This window comes from Gammaproteobacteria bacterium, assembly GCA_028819075.1.
In the GTDB taxonomy this organism is placed as follows: domain Bacteria; phylum Gemmatimonadota; class Gemmatimonadetes; order Longimicrobiales; family Gaopeijiaceae; genus BD2-11.
This window is the reverse complement of the sequence record JAPPMM010000014.1, coordinates 143,780-161,842: the sequence shown is the minus strand read 5'-3', so window position 1 is coordinate 161,842 and position 18,063 is coordinate 143,780. Positions and strand designations below refer to the sequence as shown.

General features: G+C 67.5%; 14 protein-coding genes. 9 read left to right on the top strand and 5 right to left on the bottom strand.

The features are described from left to right. Positions 1-257 precede the first annotated feature (257 nt). From OXU32_01870 to OXU32_01830, 9 genes are all read left to right on the top strand, one after another. Positions 258-1,769 carry a serine hydrolase gene (locus OXU32_01870; protein MDE0072718.1) on the top strand — a complete coding sequence of 504 codons (1,512 nt, stop codon included), beginning with the start codon at positions 258-260 and terminating at the stop codon, positions 1,767-1,769. A 97-nt stretch (positions 1,770-1,866) separates the two neighbouring features. Then, complete coding sequence (locus tag OXU32_01865) at positions 1,867-3,042, top strand: hypothetical protein (protein ID MDE0072717.1); 1,176 nt, start codon at positions 1,867-1,869, stop codon at positions 3,040-3,042. A 55-nt stretch (positions 3,043-3,097) separates the two neighbouring features. Next, on the top strand, positions 3,098-4,303 hold the full coding sequence (locus tag OXU32_01860; GenBank protein MDE0072716.1) for a hypothetical protein: 1,206 nt from the start codon (positions 3,098-3,100) through the stop codon (positions 4,301-4,303). A gap of 32 nt (positions 4,304-4,335) precedes the next feature. Next, positions 4,336-5,556, top strand: coding sequence for a hypothetical protein (locus OXU32_01855; GenBank protein ID MDE0072715.1), 1,221 nt, complete (start codon positions 4,336-4,338; stop codon positions 5,554-5,556). Positions 5,557-5,733: 177 nt separating this feature from the next. Continuing rightward, positions 5,734-7,965, top strand: a complete 2,232-nt coding sequence (locus OXU32_01850; GenBank protein MDE0072714.1) for a PQQ-binding-like beta-propeller repeat protein — start codon at positions 5,734-5,736, stop codon at positions 7,963-7,965. Positions 7,966-7,976: 11 nt separating this feature from the next. Next, positions 7,977-8,912, top strand: coding sequence for a hypothetical protein (locus OXU32_01845; protein MDE0072713.1), 936 nt, complete (start codon positions 7,977-7,979; stop codon positions 8,910-8,912). Next, positions 8,909-10,258 (top strand): hypothetical protein, encoded by a 1,350-nt coding sequence (locus tag OXU32_01840; protein ID MDE0072712.1) that lies wholly within the window; start codon positions 8,909-8,911, stop codon positions 10,256-10,258. The genes OXU32_01845 and OXU32_01840 overlap by 4 nt, the downstream gene beginning before the upstream one ends. Before the next feature lie 514 nt (positions 10,259-10,772). Next, positions 10,773-12,398, top strand: a complete 1,626-nt coding sequence (locus OXU32_01835; protein ID MDE0072711.1) for a DUF222 domain-containing protein — start codon at positions 10,773-10,775, stop codon at positions 12,396-12,398. A 107-nt stretch (positions 12,399-12,505) separates the two neighbouring features. Continuing rightward, the gene (locus OXU32_01830) at positions 12,506-13,429 is read left to right on the top strand and encodes an aldo/keto reductase (protein ID MDE0072710.1); all 924 of its coding nucleotides are present in this window, start codon (positions 12,506-12,508) and stop codon (positions 13,427-13,429) included. A gap of 13 nt (positions 13,430-13,442) precedes the next feature. Here the strand turns inward: OXU32_01830 and OXU32_01825 are convergent, their stop codons facing one another. From OXU32_01825 to OXU32_01805, 5 genes are all read right to left on the bottom strand, one after another. Beyond that, positions 13,443-13,973 (bottom strand): RidA family protein, encoded by a 531-nt coding sequence (locus OXU32_01825; protein MDE0072709.1) that lies wholly within the window; start codon positions 13,971-13,973, stop codon positions 13,443-13,445. Between the two features lie 44 nt (positions 13,974-14,017). After that, positions 14,018-15,082: a DUF1028 domain-containing protein gene (locus tag OXU32_01820; GenBank protein ID MDE0072708.1), complete on the bottom strand. Its 1,065-nt coding sequence runs from the start codon at positions 15,080-15,082 to the stop codon at positions 14,018-14,020. A gap of 91 nt (positions 15,083-15,173) precedes the next feature. After that, positions 15,174-16,439: a HipA domain-containing protein gene (locus OXU32_01815; GenBank protein ID MDE0072707.1), complete on the bottom strand. Its 1,266-nt coding sequence runs from the start codon at positions 16,437-16,439 to the stop codon at positions 15,174-15,176. Beyond that, positions 16,429-16,770 carry a helix-turn-helix transcriptional regulator gene (locus OXU32_01810; protein ID MDE0072706.1) on the bottom strand — a complete coding sequence of 114 codons (342 nt, stop codon included), beginning with the start codon at positions 16,768-16,770 and terminating at the stop codon, positions 16,429-16,431. The genes OXU32_01815 and OXU32_01810 overlap by 11 nt, the downstream gene beginning before the upstream one ends. Before the next feature lie 123 nt (positions 16,771-16,893). Then, positions 16,894-18,036, bottom strand: a complete 1,143-nt coding sequence (locus OXU32_01805) for a hypothetical protein (protein ID MDE0072705.1) — start codon at positions 18,034-18,036, stop codon at positions 16,894-16,896. Positions 18,037-18,063 lie beyond the last annotated feature (27 nt).

Below are 18,063 nucleotides of genomic sequence, written 5' to 3'. Positions count from 1 at the left end.
CAAACGAACGACACTAACGTCCAAATAAACTAGTCAAGCGGATACTACGTGTCAACCCGCTCAGGATGGCGACGGTCACCAGTGTTGTCGCCCACACCGGGCTGATCTGGCCTGTCCTTGCGTGGCCGCAACGCCGGGAGGAATGTTGCCGGTACGACGGTTGCGCTCGATCACCAGCTCCATTCCCGGTGATGCGGCAACCCGATCTCCGACGGCTTTCCGCCGCGGCACATCAGGTACGAAGGAGCGAGAGGAACATGAGAAGCATCGCAGTCATCGGTTTGGTCGTGTTCATTGCCCTGCCTCTCCTGGCGTGCGCCGAAGCCGACGCCGGATCCGCAGCCTCCGCCGATGCCGCGACCGGAGCGGGGGTCCCCGACGGCCCGCCCCTCTACTACCTGCTCAGCGGCCCCGCCAAGCGATACTGCTCGGGGATCTGGGTGTCGGAGCGCGACCGCACGGAAGCCCTCTACGGCAGCGTGCTGCACACCGACGGACAGGTACGCGACTACGAGAGCGGGAGCCTGGTCTTCGACGTTGACGAGGACAAGCGCATCGTCACCGTCTCGCAGGACGGGGTGTCGGCCCGCGCGCGGCACTTCGGCGACCAGGGCTGCGTGATCCTCCCGAACGACACCGACGGCGTGTACTTCACGCCACGCGAAGTCGTGAGCGCGCTCCCCGACGCCGAGACCACCCCCTGGCCCATGGGCGACATGCTCCCGGACGAGCCCCTGCCGGACTACGTGGACGCGGAGCTGCTCGACCAGGCCGTCGAGACCTTCTTCACCGAGGGCGACAACCGAGCGGCGTTCATGGTCGTCCACCGCGGCCGCGTCTTGGCCGAGGACTACGGCCCGGGCATCAACATGCACACGCAGCTTGAGAGCTGGTCGATGGCCAAGAGCATGACCGCCACCTTGATCGGCCGCCTCATCCAGATGGGTCACCTGGAGATCTGGCAGCCCGCGCCCGTGCCCGAGTGGCAGAATTCCCCGGGCGACCCGCGCGCCGAGATCCGCATCGCCGACCTGCTGCGCATGTCGAGCGGCCTCCGCTTCAGCAACAGCGGCGCCACCCCCGAGCAGATGGCCAAGTCGTTCATCCCCGGGCAGGTGGACCACCGCATGGGCTACGTGGCCCCCATCGATGCCTTCCAGTTCTCGTTCAGCCGCGAGGCCGAGTTCCCGCCCAACACGGTTGGCCGCTACCGCAACTCCGACCCCTGGACGCTGGGCTACATCGTCCAGCGCACGGTCGAGAACGAGCTGGGCGAGGAGTACCTGAGCTGGCCCCAGCGCGCGCTCTTCGACAAGATCGGCATCCGCCGCTTCATCATGGAGACGGACCCCTACGGCAACTTCCTGCTCACCGGATACAACTACGGCACCGCGCGCAACTGGGCGCGGTTCGGGATGCTCTATCTGAATCGCGGCATGTGGAACGGCGAGCGGCTGCTCACCGAGGAGTTCGTGGACTTCGTGCGGTCACCCGCGCCGGCCTGGCCCGAGCCCTACTACGGCGGCCTTTTCTGGCTGAACACCGCGGATGAGGAGGGCAGGGGAGGGCGTATTCCGCAGATACCGCCGGACGCCTACAACCCGTCCGGCGCCGGTCATCAGCGGACCTACATCATTCCCTCCCAGGATCTGGTGATCGTGGTGCAGAGCCACCGTTCCGCGGCTGCCCACGCCCCCGACCGCACCGACCGCGAGTACGAGGCGCTCGGTATGGTGGTGAAGGCCGTGGATCCGGAATGGAGCTGGTAGCGAGGCGGAGTGAACCAGGGTGACGCAGGCCTTCGGGGGAAGGGCTGAGTTGGAAACTGCGCGTGACCGTCTGACCCTTGCCGAGCCGGAGGGGCCCATGAATCGCCCGACCGTGATGTACCTGTGGGTAGTCCTGCTGCCCTGTGTTGCCGCCTGTGCAGGTGGAATCGATGCCCCGCCCCTCGTCGTCCAGCGCGACAGCGCCGGCATCGAGATCGTCGAGGCCATGCGGCCGCTCTGGGGTGACTCGAGCCTTTGGCACATCGATCCGGATCCAGTCGTGGACCTCACGCTCACGGGCAGCGGTCCGGCTCACGAGTTCTTTCGGTCCGGTAGCATGAAGCAGCGGCCGGACGGCTCTCTCATGATTGCCGATCGGAGCTCGCTGGAGGTACGGCTGTTTTCCGCCGACGGTGAGTTCCGGGGCTCCTTCGGCGGGAGCGGAGAAGGTCCGGGCGAATTCAGGAGCCTGTACGTGATAGAGAATGCCGGAGACACTCTGTTGGCCATGGATTCCGATGGACGGGTCACTGTCGTCGCTCCGGATCTGACCGTGGTCAGGACCTTCAACATCCCTCCCTTGACGCTCGACCTGCACTATTTGGACTCCGGAGCGATCCTGCCGGAGCTGCGGGCGCTGGTATTGCCACCGGCTGGCGTTGCCGGACGGATTCGGCCTCCGGTGCCCCTGATCACCTACGATCTGGAAGGAGAGCGGATCGACAGCATCGGCGAGATGCAGGGCCCCGAGCTTTACATATCCGGCGGGTCGGTCGGCGTGTTCTTCGGCAAGTCATCCCACATCGCGACCATGGGACGGCGAATCTTCAGTGGCGCCAACGACTTGATGCAGGTGCAGGAACGGGACACGTCCGGGAATCTCGTGCGCATCCTGCGGGTGCCCGGCTATCCGCTGGACCTGAGCGCCGCCCAGATCGCCGCAGAGCGGGGTTTTCTTCTTGATCGACTTTCGCCCGGCTCCCCCTTCCGGCAGGGGTTCGAAGACGCGCCCGCGTCGGACACACGCCCCGCCTACGACGACATCCTGGTCGATCCCTCGGGGGCGGTCTGGCTCGAGCTCTTCCGTGGGCAGAGCGAGCAGGATCAGCCCCAGGAATGGCTGGTGCTGGATACCGACGGGACCTGGCTCGGGACCGTGGAGATCCCGGACCGATTCACCGTGTCGGATATCACCATGGACGCCGTGCTCGGTATCTGGAGGGACGAACTGGATGTCCAACATCCGCAGGTGCTGCGGCTGAGGCGGAATTGAAGTGGCCCGACAGACACGTAGATTGGATGTCCGACGTCCATGGACGCGAAGGACAATGACGACACATCCGGCTGACATACTGCCCTGCGCCGCCGTTCTCCTGCTATACGCGTTGCCTTCGTTCGCCGCCGGTCAGGACCCCAGCCCGCCCCTTGTTGTCCAGCGCGACAGCGCCGGCGTCGAGATCATCGAAGCGACGCGGCCTCTCTGGGGCAACGCCAGCCTCTGGAGCATCGATCCGGAGCCCCTCGTCGACCTCACGCTCTCCGGCGGCGGCACGCCCCACGAGTTCTTCCGCGTCCGAGGCGTGAAGCAGCGGCCGGACGGCTCTATCGTGGTTGGCGATGGCGGCTCCCGGGAGGTGCGGCTGTACTCCGCAACCGGCGACTTCCTGGGGTCCTTCGGTGGTCGGGGAGACGGTCCCGGCGAATTCAGAGGCCTGCAGGCGATCGACCATGCGGGCGACACGCTGCTCGCACTGGGCAGGGGACGCGTCACGGTGGCCGCTCCCGACCTCGCAGTGGTTCGCACCTTCACTCTCGCTCCGTTCACGAACAACCTGCATTACCTGGGCAGCGGCGCAATCCTGACGGAGAGCTATTCGCCGGGGCCGCAGGGGAATGTCCCCAACGAAGTGAATCGGCATGCGGAGCCTCTGATTCTATTCGATCTGGATGGGGTTCGGATCGACAGCATCGGCGAGACGCGCGGCACCGAGAGCTATGCATACGTCCGGGACGGAATGGTCGCGGGGGCCCCGCCCCTCTTCGGCAAGACATCCCACATCGCCGTGCTCGGACAGCGCATCTTTCGGGGTTCGGCCATAACCATGCAGGTGGAAGAGCTGGATATGACCGGGAGTCTTGTGCGCATCATTCGCATTCCCGGCTATCCCCTGGACCTGCGCGATGCCCAGGTGGCTGCTGAGCGTGATGCCCGTCTCGGGGGATTTCGGCCCGGATCGACATCGGTTTTCCGGAGGTTGGCCGAAGACCTGCCTGACGCGAGGACCCGACCCGCCTACGCCGAAATCCTTGTCGATCCCTCGGGGGCCATCTGGCTCGAGCTCTTCCGGGGAGAGAGCGAGCAGGACCAGCCTCGGGAGTGGGTGGTCCTGGACGCAGACGGGACCTGGCTGGGGATCGTCGAGGTTCCGCGGCGCTTCACGGTCATGGAAGTCACGATGGACACCGTGCTCGGCGTCCGCGAGGATGAGCTGGATGTCGAGCACCTGCAGGTGCTGCGGCTGACGCGTAACTGACAACCCGAAGATCAATGGAAGGCCAAATGACAATGCCGACACATTCGACCGCCGGCCTTTGGGGTGTTGCCGTACTGCTCCTGTGCGGCCTGGCCTCCTGCGTGACCCAGGATTCCGGCTCGCCCCTTGTCGTCCAGCGGGACAGCGCGGGAATCGAGATCGTCGAGGCGACGCGGCCGCTCTGGGGCGATTCCAGCCGGTGGAGCATCGGTCCTGACCCGCTCGTCGACCTCACTCTGTCCGGCAGCGGCCCGGCCCACGAGTTCTTCCGGGTCCGCGGCCTGAAACAGCGCCCGGACGGCTCCCTGGTGCTCGCCGATCGAGCCTCGCAGGAGCTCCGCTTCTACTCCGCCGACGGGGAGTTTCTTGGCGCGATGGGTGGTCCGGGGGAGGGCCCGGGGGAGTTCAGCAACCTTCAGCGGGTGAAACTCGTAGCCGACACGGTGTTTGTGCTCGACTACGACGGACGAGTCACCGTGGTGGGTCCGGATATGGAGTTGGTCCGGGTCTTCGCGCTGCCCTTCAATGTTGACGACATTCATTACTTGGGGGATGGCACACTGCTCGGCGAGTCCACCGTGTGGACCGGATTGGAGGAAGTTGCCAACCAACTGATTCGTCCGCCCACGGCGCTGGTCCGGTTCGACCTGGACGGTGCCTGGATCGACAGTATCGGCGTGCGGCCGGGACGTGAGTCCTATTCGTTCTCGTATGAGGACAACGCCGGAACCGGACCGGCGCTGTTCGCCAAGGAAGCGCAGATGGCCGCGCAAGGATCGCGCGTCTTCTACGGTCCGTCAGACGTCATGCAGGTTGAAGAACTGAGCCCTGCAGGGGACATCGCCCGCATCCTGCGCATCCCCGACTATCCCCTGGGTTTGACCGACGGTCAGGTTGCAGCGGAACGGGCTTCCCGTCTCGATGTCGATCTTCCTCCCGGCATGACGCTTCCCCCTTGGCTCCGGAGGACGGTCGAGGCGTTGCCCGCGCCTGTCACCCGGCCGGCATACGCCAACATGCTTGTCGATCCTTCAGGCGCGGTCTGGCTCGAACTCTATCGAGGCGGAAGCGAACAGGACCGGCCGCAGGAATGGCTCATTCTGGATGCCGATGGCACCTGGCTGGGGACCGTTCAAAATCCGGATCGCTTCAGCGTTACCGACATCACGATGGAGGCGGTGCTCGGCGTCTGGCGCGACGAACTGGATGTCGAACATCCGCAGGTCCTGCGGCTGACGCGAGACGGAGCCTGAGCTTCCGACCGGCCACAGACGGCATCGCCCGCAGGGCCAGGATCAGGCGGGCTCGTTCTTCGTCTCCTCCGTCTTGCATCGCCCGCGGCGCGGCGGCATCCTGAGGATGCGAACCCACCGTAATCATCTCGGCCGGGGTGTTTTGTGTCGCCAGGAATGAGGCCTCTGCTGTTGCCGGTGGCTGTTGTGGCGTTGGCCATCACCGCCGCGGCGGCGCCCTGTCCGATTGCTGGCCAGCAGATGGAGGCAACCGGCGGGCCGACCTACACCCATGAGCAGGCCGTGGCGGGGGAGGCCGTGTACCGCGAGGCCTGCGCGGACTGCCACCTCGCCAATCTCCGCGGTGACTTCGAGGCCCCGGAACTCGCCGGCCGGAGCTTTCTCCGGGCGTGGGGGAACGAGCCGATCGGCGAGCTGCTCGAGAACATCCGGTCGACCATGCCGGAGGATGCCCCGGAATCCCTGAGCGATGCGGAGTACGCGGCGGTCGTTGCGTACATCATTCGGGAAAACGGGGGAACCCTGGGAGGGGTGTCGCTTGCGGGCGCGCCGGTCGCCGGGGCAGCGCTGCTGCAGCCGGGGCAAGACCCGCCCGGCGCGGAGGCCGACGCGGACCAGGCGTCCGGCGATGCGTCCGGGTCCCAACAAGACACCTCCGCGCCCGCCGTCGTCCCTCCCGTCCCCGGCCGTCCCGGCACCGGCCACTCGCCGCACGCGCTGACCGGACCGCCACCGGGCGGGGTCGGCGACGTCAGCGAAACCCCGACCGGCGTGACGCGCACCTGGCGCCCTGCCCGGCCGACCCCCGCCTCCGACGCCGACCTGGCCGACCCCCCCGCGGCCGACTGGCTGCACTGGCGCGGCAATCCGGGCTCGTGGGGGTACAGCCCGCTCGACCAGATCGACGCCTCGAACGTCCACCGCCTGCAGCTCGCCTGGTCGTGGGGGATGGAGGACGGGCGCAGTCAGCAGGCGCCGCTGGTGCGCGACGGGGTCCTCTTCCTCAGCAATCCCGGCAACGTGGTGCAGGCGCTGGACGCGGCCGACGGCACCCCGCTATGGGAGTACCGCCGGCGCTTCGAGGGCGGCCCGCGCGGACAACTGCGCACCCTGGCCATATGGGAGGACATGGTCTTCGTAGCCACTGCCGACGCCCACATGGTCGCGCTCGACGCCGCCACCGGGTCCGTCCGCTGGGAGACCCGCATTGCCGATCCCGAGAAGGGCTACTCGAACAGCACCGGCCCCATCGTCGCCGACGGCAGGGTCATCAACGGCATCAACGGCTGCGGGCGCTTCCATGAGGAGAGCTGCTTCATCACCGCCCACGACGCCCGCACCGGCCGCGAACTCTGGCGCACCCACACCGTGGCGCGTCCGGGCGAGCCCGGCGGCGACACCTGGGGCGACCTCCCCTTCGGCCTGCGCGGCGGGGCCGACGTCTGGATGACGGGCAGCTGGGATCCGGAGGTCGGACTGGTCTACTTCGGCACCGCCCAGGCCAAGCCCTGGGTGGCCGCGAGCCGGGGCCTCACCACCGCCGACTCCACCGCCTACGCCAACTCCACCCTCGCGCTCCGCGTCGAGGACGGCACCATCGCCTGGTACTACATCCACGTCCCCGGAGAATCGCTGGACATGGACGAGGCGCTCGAGCGGGTGCTGCTGGACGTGAATGGCGAACCTACAGTCATCTCAATCGGCAAGCACGGCATCCTCTGGAAACTGGACCGGCGCGACGGGGCGTTCCTGGGACTTACCGAGACCGTATATCAGAATATATTGGATGTCGATTATGAGACGGGCGCCGTCAAATATAGAGATGATATTGCCAACGCCAAAGTCGGCGAGTGGCTCTCCGTATGTCCCTCCACCGCCGGCGGCCACAACTGGCCCGCGAGCGGATATCATCCGGAGTCCGGCCTCCTGGTCACTCCGCTGAGCCAGAGCTGCATGGAGATCGCGGGGCGGGAGACCGTGCTCGAGCCCGGCTCCGGGGGCAACCAGGGCGACCGTGCCTGGATGGAGATGCCCGGGACCGACGGCAACTTCGGCAAGCTGGCCGCCTACGACGTGGCGACCCTCGACGAGGTGTGGAGCATCGAGCAGCGCTCGCCCTTCCTGACCGCGGCGCTGACCACCGCGGGCGGCCTTGTCTTCGTCGGCGACTTCGACCGCTGGATCCGCGCCTACGACGTCCGCACCGGCGAGGTGCTGTGGCGGAGCCGCCTGGGCACCTCGGTGATGGGCTATCCGATTTCCTATGAGGTCGACGGCGTGCAGTATGTCGCGGTGGCGACGGCGCGCGGGGGAGGCAGCCCGTGGCGCATCCCTACCTTCCTGACCCCGGAGCTGGTGAGTCCCGAGGGCCACAACGCGCTCTATGTCTTCAAGCTGAGCGAGCCCTGAGGATGGCCCTCATGGCTCCTCGTGCGCCCGGTTTGGGGCGATGGACGCAGGCTCGGGCACACGCCCTTGCCGTGGCCTCGGTGCTCGCGGTGTCCGTCTTCGCATCGTCGCCGCTCGAAGCTCAACTCCCGCGCGCGTCCCAGCAGCGGGTCGCAGAGCCCGGCGAGACCCAGTTCAACCTCGACTTCCTGCGCCCCTCGGGCGGGCCGGTGATCCCCATCTTCGAGGGCTGGTACCCGATGCCGGACGGCTCCTACGCCCTCTCCTTCGGCTACTTCAACGTGAACACCGAGGAGGTCCTGGAGATTCCGCAGGGCCCGGACAACGTCATCGAGCCCGCCATCTTCGATGGCATCCAGCCCACCCACTTTCTCCCGGTCCCCGAGGGCGACCGCCGCCACTGGGGGGTCTTCACGGTGAAGGTCCCGTCCGACTTCGGCGACGGCGACGTGGTCTGGAGCCTGCGCCACGATGGGCGCACGTATTCGGTTCCCGGACGCATCCGGAGCACACAGTACCAGATCAACGGATGGGTTTTTCCGGGACGGGAGAGTTCCTCGCCGGTGCTGCGGCTGGAGCGCGATGGTCCCGGAGGCCAGGGCCCGGCCGGGGTGACGGCGGCGGGGCCCGCGAATGTCATGGCGGGCGAAGCCGTGCGGCTGATCGCGTGGACCCATCGCGACGGCGTCTTTCCCGAGGACGAGAGGCCCATCCGCATCAAGTGGTTCAAGCACCGTGGGCCCGGCCGGGTCGCCTTCGGCGAGTCCGAGCTCGAGGTCTCTCATGAGGCGTGGAGCGCGGAGGGCGGGGCGGCGGTGACCACGGTCGCGACCTTCAGCGAGCCGGGCAGCTACGTCGTGCGCGTACTTGCGTACAACCGGGTGCCCGAGTTCGAATTCCAGTGTTGCTGGACCAACGGATATCTGCATGTGGAGGTAGGCCGATGAGCCGCCTGATGACACTTCCGCTGATCCTCGGGTTTGCCTGGGGCGCACCCACCGCTGCCCAGAATGCGGACGCGGGCCCCGCAGGCGTCGAGGTCGCCATGTCGACCGGCAACGACGCGCCCACCTGGTCGCGGGATGTCGCGCCCATCATCCAGCGCTCGTGCCAGCAGTGTCACCGGCCGGACGGCATCGGCCCCATGCCGCTCCTCACCTACGAGCAGACGGTTCCGTTCGCACCGCTCATCCGCTACCGCGTCGAACAGCGCATCATGCCGCCCTGGCACCTCGACAAGACGGTCGGCATCCAGGAGTACGAGAACGACATCTCGCTCAGCGACGAAGAGATCGCCACCATCGTGCAGTGGGCCGACGCGGGCGCGCCCGAGGGTGACGCTGCCGACATGCCGCCGCCCATCGAGTATCCGCCCGCGTACGAATGGGAGCTCGAGGCGGAGCTGGGCCCGCCCGACTTCGTGGTGCGCTCGGAGCCGTTCACGGTCGTCGCCAACGGCCAGGACCAGTGGTGGGACCACACCGTGGAGTTCGAGGGGCTCGCCGAGCGCCGCTGGATCCGGGCGGCGGAGTTCAAGCCCTCGTATCCGCTGGGCGTCAAGGTCGTGCACCACGGACACGTGCGCTTCGTGCAGGACGGCTACCGCATGGAGCTGGTCGGCATGGGCGTCGGCAAGCGCTGGGACAAGCTGCCCGACGGCGTGGGAAAGCTCCTGCTTCCCGGGCCGGCGCGGATCTCCTGGGGGCTCCACTATTTCCCGATCGGCACCCCGGTTCCGGACGACGTGGTCGAGGCCGGCGTCTGGCTTTACCCGCCAGGCTACGAGCCGGAGCTGTCATCCGCGGGTGAACAGCGCCACCTCATCGATGGCACATTCAGGACGGGCCCGCGCGCCCGCGACCTGATCATCCCGCCGCACGGCTACCTGACCCTGGAACACGCCTACGTGCTCGACCAGCCGGCACTCTTGCAGAGTTTCCGGCCCCACATGCACATGCGCGGCACCGCGATGTCGATGGAGGCCATCTATCCCGATGGTCGCCGCGAGATGCTCAGCCGCGTGAACCAGTACAACCACAACTGGCAGATCGCCTACATCTACGAAGACGAAGTGCAGCCGCTGCTGCCCAAAGGCACAGTCCTCCTCTTCCACTCGCAGTTCGACAATACCGCCAACAATCCCATCAATCCGGATCCGGACCAGTGGGTATTGTTCGGCGCCCGCGGGGTGGACGAGATGTCGCACGCCTGGGTGGGGATCACCTACCTGAGCGAAGAGGACTACCAGCGGCTGCTGCGGGAGCGCACGAGGCTGGCGTCGGACGAGCCGTAGCGGCCGTCCCGTGCTCGATGAGCCGTAGCGGCGTACCGCGTTCGCCCCAGCGCTGCGTCCCGAATTCACATCCGCGTGTCCCATTCCGCCATTGACAAGCCCGGGTCTCGCAGCTCCGCGTTGGCCGGAACCAGAACGGCCCGAGTCGAGTTTGGCTGTCCCGAAGTCGCATTCGGCCGGCCCATTCCGCCATTGACGGGCGGTGGCGTCGGCCATTGGGCTGTAGTCCGGTCGAGGGGTCGGCGACACCTGTGCGCTGCGTCCCGAATTCACATGCGCGTGACCCATTCCGCCATTGACAGTTTCGGAGCCCGCGATTCGGCGGAGTCCGAGACCCCATCTTCTCCGGCCTGCCAGAGGCGCTGGCGGGCTCGCTGACGCCACTCGCAGGCGGCTTCCTTCGCTGAAGGTCTCCCAACCGCGTTTCGGCCACTACAGGGCATCCTGATAGGCCGATTTCAGTGCCGTTATATTTGTACGTAAGTTATTGTACAATATCACGTTGGGAGGACCGATGATCGCTTCTGCGAACTCTCTCTACGACACGCGCCGGAGGTCCTGCTCCCGGCCTGCGATGGTGCGGGAACCGACGGGTGTCCGACTCGACGCCAACCCCGCGCCGTCCGGTCCCCAGAACGCCCCGAATCGCGCCGCGGGCGATGATAACGACGACGAACTCCGCAAGCTGGGCGAGCGCATCGCGGAACTGGCGGCCCGCATCAACTCCGCCGAGGCGCGCATGATGACCCTCATCGCCGAGTTCGACCGGCGGGGCGGGTGGAAGGACGGCGGCTACTCCTCCTGCGCCGAATGGCTGGCCTGGAGGACCGGCACGAAGATCGGGACGGCCCGCGAACGGGTGCGGACCGCCCGCGCGCTCGAGCGCCTGCCTCAAACCGCGGACGCTCTGAAACACGGCACCATCTCGTACGCCAAGGTGCGGGCGCTCACCCGGGTTGCGACCCCCGAGCGCGAGGCGGAGCTGCTCGAGTTCGCGCGCGCGGGCTCGGCGGCGAAGCTGGAGCGGACGGTGCGCATGTGGAAGAAGCTGTCGCGCGACGCGGAGCTGACCGCCGAGCAGGCCCGGCGCCGCAGCCGCACCTTCTCGGTCGTCGTGGACGGCGACGGGATGTACCTGGTGAAGGGGCGGCTCGAGCCAGAGGTCGGAGCCGTGCTGATGCGGGCGGTGGAGGCGGCGTCGGATGCGCTGTTCCGGCGCGAAGGCGATGCCCGAGATGCGGCCGAAAGTGGAAGGGGTGTCAGTTGCGAGGCGGGCGATGCGCGCCCGGAGCCGAAGCAGCGTCGGGCGGATGCCGTGGGTCTCTTGGCCGAGCGGGCCCTGGCCGCGGGATTCGGGGGTGGCGAGTCGAGCGCGACGCCAGAGGGGCGATCGACGGCTGGTTCAGATTCGGAGCGTCACATCGGGTCCGGCACCCGGGCGGAGCGCTACCAGGTCATGGTCCACTGCGACGCGGCGACGCTTGCGGCCGAAGGCGAGCCTGGGCGCTCGGATCTGGACGGGATTCGCGTTTCCGCGGAGACGTCCCGGCGCATGGCGTGCGATGCCGCGGTGGTGGCGATGGTCCACGCGAAGGACGGGTCGATGTTGAGCGTGGGGCGCCGGACGCGCACGATTCCGCCACACATCCGGCGGGCGCTGGAGGAGCGGGACCGGGGATGCCGTTTTCCGGGGTGTGGCTGTCGGTTCACGGAGGCGCATCACGTGAAACACTGGGCTGACGGGGGCGAGACGAGCCTCCGGAACACGCTGCTCCTCTGCCGGCGGCATCATCGAGCCGTTCACGAGGGGCGGGTCAAGGTCTCTGTGAACGGTGACGGAACAGTGGTGTTCTTCACGCCGAAGGGAAGGATGCTGGTGGACGCGCCGAGCAGGCCGGATCCGACCAGGCGTCGACTGCCGCCGCTCCCAGCGGTTCATCCGCGCGCCCCGACCGAGACCTCGGTTGCCAGCGTGCCAGTCCCAGCGGCTCATCGCGGCGCCCCGGCGCAACGCGATGGCATCACGCTCTCAAACGGGGCCGCGCTCTACCACGATTCGGAGGTACCATGGGAGATCGAGGCCGCCGCGCGGGAAGCCCTGGATGAGTCGCTGGAAACTGATCCCCGGAAGCGAGAATGATCGGGATGAGGGATGGATCGGTCGGTGGCGGCTCGTGAAGTTGGGCTGCATTCTTACAGAGACCTGCCTTCGGCAACCGAGCCTGATATCCCGCGCGAGGAGGCGAGATGATATTCGACGACACCAACCGCCGACAGTTCCTGACCCGCGTCGCCGGACTCGGCGCAGCGCTCTCGCTCCCACGTAGCCTGGTCTCCCTCCAACAAGCCTTCCCCACCCGCGAGATCCCGGGCACCGGCGAGCGCCTGCCCATCGTCGGGTTCGGATCTTCGAAGCCTGTGCTTGAGATCCCCACGGAAGGCACGGAGCCCCTGGAGGCGGTGCTCGGCACGCTCCTCGAGCAGGGCGGCCGCGTGGTCGACACTTCGCCGCGCACCCCGGAAATCGACCGCGAGTTCGGTCGGATCCTGACCCGGCCCCGGTTCCAGGACAGTCTCTTCCTCGCCGCCAAGATCAACACCGAGGGCGAGGACGCCGGCATCGCGCAGATGCGCCAGTCGCAGCAGCTCTTTGGGCGCCCGACCCTCGATCTGCTACAGGTCGAGAGCCTGCGCGACCTCGACGTTCACTGGCCCAACGTGCGCGGCTGGAAGGACAGTGGCGAAGCGCGCTACGTTGGCGTGACCGTCTCCGCGTACCGCAACTTCGAGCGGCTCGAGGCCTTCATGCGGAGCGAGTCGTTCGATTTCGTGCATGTGAACTACTCGGTCATGGAGCCGCTCGCCGAGGAGAGGATCCTGCCGCTGGCGCAGGATCTGGGGCTGGCCGTGCTCACCAACCGGCCCTTCATGAACGGGAGCTACTTCGGGCGGGTCGCGGACCACACGCTCCCGGACTGGGCGGCCGAGTTCGACTGCGAGAGCTGGGCCCAGTTCTCGCTCAAGTACGTGTTGTCGCACCCGGCTGTGACCTGCGCGCTCACCGAGACCTCGAACCCCGTGCACCTCGTGGAGAACATGCACTCGGCGTTGGGCCGCTTCCCGGACGAGGCCGCGAAGCGCCGCATGCGGGAGCTTGTGAGTACGTTCTAGCCAGCCTCGCCGGCTACCGCTGCACCGCGAACCCCAGTACCTCGAAGCGCGCCCCGAAGAGCAGCGGGCCCGAGCCCAGGAACGCCCGCGCCGGGTACTCCTGCGTGAAGAAGGTGCGGTAGACCTCGTTGAACGCGTCGTAGTCCGCGACGTCCGAGGCGTACACCTGCACCGACACCAGGTCGTCCATGGTCAGCCCCGCGGCCTCCAGCGTGTTCTGCACGTTGGTCAGAACGTTGCGGGCCTCCTCCTGGGCGGTCTCGGGCACGGTCTGGTTGGGTCCGAGCCCCAACGTCCCTGATACGTGGAAGGTGTTGCCCACCATCACCCCGGCGCTGAACGGCGGCACGTCGGGATCGGCCGCTGAGCGCGGGTTGACGTAGCTCCGCTCCCGCAGGAGCCCCTCGAGGTTCAGGTCGAGCGACACGTCGCCGGCGCACGCAGGAAGCATGGCGAGCACGATGAAGGCGAAGGATGCGCGGAAAACGGGGGATGCGCGAAAACGGGAGAATGCGTGGAAACGGGAGAATGCGCGAACACTCATGGTCATTGTCCTCTGGAATCTCGTGGTCATGGTCCTCCCGAGTCTCATCCTATGAGTCTCCGGAACTCCGCGTTATCGCGGATGTTGTCGAAATCGGCCTGCGATGCGGCCAGTCCGCGCCAGCGCGCGTCGATGGCGATGGCTTCCTCGAGCGTGGCGACCGCGCCCGCGGCATCGCCCGCTCGGGCATACAGGCGCGCCAGCCCGTAGATGAGCTGATCCTCCCCGGGCACGATAGCGATCGCTTCCTTCTGGGCCGCGATGGCTTCGTCAAACCGGCCCTGGGCAGCCAGCTCGCGCGCGTCCCGCGAGTGGATGCGCGAGACCGACATGTTCACCAGGCGGCGCAGCTCCTTGAACGGCTCGGCGTGGTCGTCCACGCGCACGTCCACCCAGCGGTCGGTGGTGCGGCCCGAGTCGCCGATGGGCCTCACCACCAGCACCCCTCCGGCCTGCTTGCCGCGCGCGTCGCCCCCGGCGGCCTCGCCGGCATCGAGGGCGTCCATGAGGCGGAGCGCGAGCGGCCCGCTCGACGACTCGAACGCCTCCGCCATCGCCTGCACCACCGCCTCCCCGGCCAGGATGTTGCCCTGCGCGGAGAAGTTCTCGCCCTCGATGTGCCCCGCCCAGGCGCTGGTGCCCGATCCGGTGTAGGCCCGCACCCGCCCTTCGGCGTCGATCACGGCGAGCTGGCGGCGGTCACGGCCTGGGTCCGCACCCGTCAGGTGTTCCACCACCTCGTCCGGCGAGAGCCCCAGCTCCAGGAGCTCGAGCCCGCGCGGTCCGTAGGTCTGGTTGGCCGCCGCCTGGGTCGCGATCGCCCCCACTCCCGCCTTGGCATACGACACGATCGCCCCTGCGCGGAAGGCCCGCGACTGCACCGCCACCCCCAGCTCGTCGGTGGCGGGATCGCGCGCTACGATCGAGAAAGTGGCGACGACTTCCTCTCCGAACTCGTTGAGGATGGGGCCCGGAACGTCGACGATCGAGCCCGGAGAGGCGACCGGGCCTTGAGTCTGGGCGTCGAGCCGGTGCGCGGGCACGAGGATGACGCCGAGGCTCAGCACGGCAGCGAAAAGCGGCACTGCAATCGATGTTCGGCGAGTCATGGCTTGCACTCCTGCAGATGGTTCCGACTTGGGGCGAACATGATACTGCATCCCCACACGGGCGAACAAATCGCCCGGGCGTTGCCGACCCTCATCCCGCATCCAGAAACAGCCCGTCGTAGAGAAAGGCGTCCCGGATGCGCTCGCAGTCCCGTTCGCTCACCCCGGCCCGCCGCATGGTCTCGTGCCACGAGCCGCGAATCGTCTCCGTGACATGATTGAAGATGGCCCTGGCCTCGTCGCGCTCCAGCAGGAAGCGCCCGGCGGCTGCCAGCAGGTTGGCCCGGCTGGCCCTGCGGCCCCGCGGACCACAGACCATGGCCAGGTCGCGTCGCTCGACGGCAACCACCGGCATCGGCTCCAGATCGTAGGCCGGGCTCAGGCGCCAGCTGCGTCCCCGCGCCAGCAGGGCGTGGTTGCGCGGATGATCGTCCAGGTTGGAGACCGCGGCGTTGAAGCACATCCGACCGAACAGTTCGCGGAGGTCTTCCCTGGGAGAAGCGCTTGCGCGCCTCACTTCGTCGGCGAGCGACAGATAGGACCAGCGCCTGCGGTCCGTGGGCGAGTCATCGGCACGCAGGAGGGTGAGTGCGCTCGCCATGCGGTGGCGCAGGTAGCCGTTACCCGTCCAGTCCCGGTCGAAGCGGCGCACCAGCAGCGCATCGCGGTTGCCGATGCGTTCGACCCGGCTCTCCGCCGCGTCGAGTCCGCATCGCCGCGCAAGCCGGAGAAGGCCGTGCTCCACCCGGGGCAGGTTCCAGCGGTCGCTCGGCTGGCGGAACTTCGCGATCCACAGCGCTTCGGCGTCCTCGACGAGGGCCTTCGGGCGGGCACCCCCCATCGAGGTGCCTGCAAGCAGCAGCTCGCGCGCGCGATCGGCCACGGCGCCGGTAACCTCAAACCTGTCCGCGAGCACGGCGTCCGCGGCCGCCTGAAGCCGCGACAGGTCGACCACCGCGTTGAATCGCCGCCGGGGCCTCGGAGGCTCCAGCTCCAAACCGAACCCGAGCGCGCCCGCGCGGTCGTCGGGCCCCAGCATCAGGTAGTCGAACTCCTCCGGCATCGTGCGACCGGAGCGCTTCTCGATCAGCAGGCGTCCCCAGTAGTCCGGCATGGCGTCGCGAATGACGCCGAAGAAGCCCTCCATCCGTCCCGTCCGGTACACGCGCTCCACCAGCCGCAGCTCCACGGGATCGAGTTCTACGGCATCCGGGCGATGAAGAAAGCTCCGCCCATAGACGAATTCGCCCAGCGGGGATCCCGCGCGGGTCTCCGAGACGCGAAACTTGCCCGCCACCGTGAACTCCGTCTCCCCGGGCAGAACGACAAAGACGTAGCACGCACGTCTAGAAGTCATTGTCGAGGCGTCGGGGGCGGGCGGCGCGCCGGGGGGCGCGGGCGTTCTCCAGGACCCGGCCTTCCTCGTCGCGGTCCGGGTCGGCGAGCTCGTCCGCCTGGTCCAGCAGGCCGAGGGACCAGAGCGCACCGAAATAGGCGGACGCCGAGGTGCCTGGCTTCCCCCGCTCGAGATCGGCGACCGTGAACCGCGAGACGCCCATGCGCTCGGCCAGGTCCTGGATGCGCAACTGACGGCGCAGGCGCGCGATGCGGATGTTGCGGCCCACCCGCTTCAGAGACTCCTCGACCGCGGCGGGCGGGGACGATGTAATCTTGCGTCTGACTGGCATGTGGATGTTATCATACCCAAAAGCTATGAATGTTGAATAATTACAACATCCACTACAAAGAGAAGCCCGTCAAGATGCTCCTCACACCTCGACGGGTCTTTCTCAGGGTCGGTCGAATCGCCCCTAGTGGTCCAGAACCAGCGGCCTCCCGATCAGCTTGGCCGGGTCCGCGTCCGGCTTGGGGATGTACTTGTCCATCCAGCCCCCGTCCCAGCTCGCGATGTAGAGGTTGCCCTCCTGATCGACGTCCATCTGGTGCGGGCGTGACAGGCCGCCGGGGAAGCCGCCCCGGGTGCCCCCGTAGGCACCGACGTAGTACTGAAGCTCGCCGTAAGTGTTGTACTTGAGGATGCGGTTCAGCGCCGCCGAGATGACCCAGATGGCATCGTGCTCGTCCGCGAACACGCCCACCGGGTCGGTGATGTCGGGCCACTCGTCGAGGTACTCTCCGTCCTCGGTGAAGATCTGGATGCGGTTGTTGGTGCGGTCGCCCACGTAGACGCGGCGGTTGCGGTCCACCGCGAGCCCGTGAATCAGGTCGAACTGCCCCGGCCCGCTCCCCAGTTCGCCCCACTCCATCAGGTACTCTCCCTCGGCGCTGTACTTGATGATGCGCGAGTGCCAGTAGCCGTCGCCCAGCAGGAAGTCGCCGTTGGGGAGGAAGGCCATCACCGACGGGTCGCCGTATTCGTACGGGTCCGGGTGCGGGTTGGCGCGCGCGTCCGCGCGGGTCGTCGGGTGATCTCGATCAACCAGCCGCATCACCAGCTCGCTCCCGTCGTTGGAGAACTTGAGGAGCTGCATGTTGACGTTCTTGCCGCCGCCGCGCTCCACGATCCACACGTGGCGGTCGGGGTCGTAGGGGCTGATGTAGACCTGGTGCGGCTTGTTGAAGATGGAATCCCACTGGGACCAGTTCTCGGTGATGTTGCCGTCCCGGTCCACGGCGACCACGTAGTTGGTGCTGCCGTCGCGCTCGTTCCCCTGGGCATCCCGATCTCCCCAGATGCCGACGATGACGCGGTCCGGATTGTCGACCGCGACCCCGGAGACCTGGCCCCAGCCCCACGGCTCCACATGGTCCGGCGCCGGCTTCCACCATCCTGGAACGGCGTCGTATTCGCCCGTTCGGTCATCGCCCCCCTTGACCACGGGGCCCGACGATTCCGACGCCATCCCACCGCCCGGACTCTCGGTCGCGCAGGCGGGCAGCAGGGCCAGGGCGAAGGCCACGAACAGAGTCACACCCGTGCGTGCGATCTTCATTGACATCACCTCTCTGGAGCGTTCCAA

Coding starts and splice junctions, on each gene's coding strand:
- OXU32_01830 (MDE0072710.1), top strand. CDS start 12,506: ATGATATTCGACGACACCAACCGCCGACAGTTCCTGACCCGCGTCGCC.
- OXU32_01805 (MDE0072705.1), bottom strand. CDS start 18,036: ATGAAGATCGCACGCACGGGTGTGACTCTGTTCGTGGCCTTCGCCCTG.
- OXU32_01825 (MDE0072709.1), bottom strand. CDS start 13,973: ATGAGTGTTCGCGCATTCTCCCGTTTCCACGCATTCTCCCGTTTTCGC.
- OXU32_01810 (MDE0072706.1), bottom strand. CDS start 16,770: ATGCCAGTCAGACGCAAGATTACATCGTCCCCGCCCGCCGCGGTCGAG.
- OXU32_01865 (MDE0072717.1), top strand. CDS start 1,867: ATGAATCGCCCGACCGTGATGTACCTGTGGGTAGTCCTGCTGCCCTGT.
- OXU32_01845 (MDE0072713.1), top strand. CDS start 7,977: ATGGCTCCTCGTGCGCCCGGTTTGGGGCGATGGACGCAGGCTCGGGCA.
- OXU32_01815 (MDE0072707.1), bottom strand. CDS start 16,439: ATGACTTCTAGACGTGCGTGCTACGTCTTTGTCGTTCTGCCCGGGGAG.
- OXU32_01820 (MDE0072708.1), bottom strand. CDS start 15,082: ATGACTCGCCGAACATCGATTGCAGTGCCGCTTTTCGCTGCCGTGCTG.
- OXU32_01840 (MDE0072712.1), top strand. CDS start 8,909: ATGAGCCGCCTGATGACACTTCCGCTGATCCTCGGGTTTGCCTGGGGC.
- OXU32_01835 (MDE0072711.1), top strand. CDS start 10,773: ATGATCGCTTCTGCGAACTCTCTCTACGACACGCGCCGGAGGTCCTGC.
- OXU32_01870 (MDE0072718.1), top strand. CDS start 258: ATGAGAAGCATCGCAGTCATCGGTTTGGTCGTGTTCATTGCCCTGCCT.
- OXU32_01860 (MDE0072716.1), top strand. CDS start 3,098: ATGACGACACATCCGGCTGACATACTGCCCTGCGCCGCCGTTCTCCTG.
- OXU32_01855 (MDE0072715.1), top strand. CDS start 4,336: ATGCCGACACATTCGACCGCCGGCCTTTGGGGTGTTGCCGTACTGCTC.